Raw genomic sequence first — 2,089 nt, 5'->3', positions numbered from 1 at the left:
AAATAATACATGTTATTATTATATATTGTTTCCTAAGTTGGTGAAATAACGAAGAGTGCAGCGGCTGTAGAAAAATAAGTTAATTTGATGGAAGAAGAAAAGAACTATAAGAAATGGCTAGTAAATTTAAAGTATAATAACAGCAAATAAGTAAGGTGAAAATGATATCACCTTACTTATTTTTCTATTCAGCAATTAGGGGAGTCATTAACGGGATGAAAAAAAGAAGAAGACTATGGAATTTATGGAAAACGATTACATTATTGGTGTGTACTGTTGTCATTTTTTCTTTACTTGTGACAGATATTTTAATTAGCCATAATGTTGAACGAACGACAGAAGAAAGCCAAGCAGAGAAGGCAAAAACGATTGCACATATTGTAGCGAATGATTCGGTGGTAATCGATGGTTTAATTGGGAAAGCAGATACTTCCGCCATCCAAACGTATACAAATAGGATATTAAAAAATACAGGTGTTCAATTTATTGTCGTTATGGACATGGATGGAATAAGAAAATCTCATCCAAATCCCCAAAAAATAGGTCATCATTTCGTTGGAGGGGATGAAGGAACGGTATTGAAGGGAAAGGAACATGTATCTTTAGCAGAAGGAACTTTAGGGATTTCAATGCGAGTATTCGTTCCTGTTTTTGCTGACACAGGTGAACAGCTTGGTGCGGTTGCTGTTGGTATTTCAGCTGATAATGTAAAAGAGAGAGTTAAGGAAAGTAGACATATTATTTATATAGGTGTCGGAGTTGGATTGTTAATTGGCATTATAGGAGCGATATTGCTAGCTAGACATATAAAGAAAAGTTTATTTGGTCTTGAGCCGCATAGGATAGCGAAAATTCTTGAAGAAAGAAATACGATGTTACAATCGGTCAAAGAAGGTATTATTGCTGTGGATAAAGAAGCGAAAGTAACGTTAATTAATAATGAAGCAAAACGGCTATTTAAGAAAAGTGGACTTGAAGAAGACTTTATTGGTAAAGATGTTGAATTGTATATGCCGAATTCACGTATAAAAGAAGTGTTACAAACTGGAGAGGTACAATTAAATGAAGAACAAAATATTTATGGAATTACGATTGTTACGAATCGTGTTCCTTTATATGTAAAAGGTGAAATAGTTGGTGCGATTGCAACATTTCGTGATAAAACAGAAATCAGAAAATTGGCAGAAGAACTAACTGGTATTAGGCTATATGCGGAAGCATTACGGGCTCAATCTCATGAATTTATGAATAAAATGCATGTCGTATTAGGGCTAACACATATGAAACAGTATGAAGAATTGCAGAAATATGTAAGTAGTATGGTATCAGAGCATCAATATGAAATTGGGGGGATTATGAAAAAAATTCAAAGCCCAGTATTTGCTGGGTTTTTACTAGGTAAACTTAGTTATGCTAGAGAGAAAAATATAAAGTTAATTATAAAAGAAGATTCTGACTTACCAGAAATATATGATGAACGTATCATTCATGAACTGATCACCATTGTCGGAAATTTAATTAATAATGCATTAGACGCGGTGACGAATTGTGAGAAGAAGCAGGTTGAAGTTGGAATACAATATGGGGATACATTAATCATTACAGTACAAGATACGGGGAAAGGCATAAAAGAAGATGAAATTGATGCATTATTTATAAAAGGTTATTCCACAAAGGGTGATAATCGGGGGTATGGTTTGCATCTTGTAAAGGAAAGCATACAGCGAATGAATGGGGGAATTTATGTTCATTCATTGTTAGGAACGGGAACGACAATAACGATTGAAATACCTAAAAGTAGGGATGAGAGATAAGATGATCAAAGTTTTGATTGTAGAAGATGATCCGATGGTTGCGATGTTAAATACGCATTATTTAGAGCAAGTTGGAGGGTTTGAACTGGTCCATGCAGTTAACTCAGTAAAATCGGCGATAGAAGTGTTAGAGAAGTCACGAGTAGACTTCATATTACTTGATATTTTTATGCCTGGGGAGACTGGATTTGAGCTTTTAATGTATATTCGAAATCAAGAAAAAGAAATTGATATTATGATGATTTCAGCTGTACATGATATGGGAAGTATAAAAA

The 2,089-nt window shown here is 34.0% G+C and carries 2 protein-coding genes; both read left to right on the top strand.

Annotation, left to right across the window (positions count from 1 at the left end; genetic code table 11):
* Positions 1–215: 215 nt before the first annotated feature.
* A complete protein-coding gene (locus AB3X48_RS21480) occupies positions 216–1,814 on the top strand; it encodes a sensor histidine kinase (RefSeq protein ID WP_367959920.1) in 1,599 nt (532 codons plus the stop codon).
* Between the two features lies 1 nt (position 1,815).
* On the top strand, positions 1,816–2,089 hold a 274-nt coding region (locus AB3X48_RS21475; protein WP_367959919.1), incomplete at its 3' end, for a response regulator.

Source organism: Bacillus sp. S4, from assembly GCF_040838205.1.
In the GTDB taxonomy this organism is placed as follows: Bacteria; Bacillota; Bacilli; order Bacillales; family Bacillaceae_G; genus Bacillus_A; species Bacillus_A cereus_U.
The sequence above is the reverse complement of the archived record's forward strand: the minus strand, read 5'-3'. Positions and strand labels throughout refer to the sequence as shown.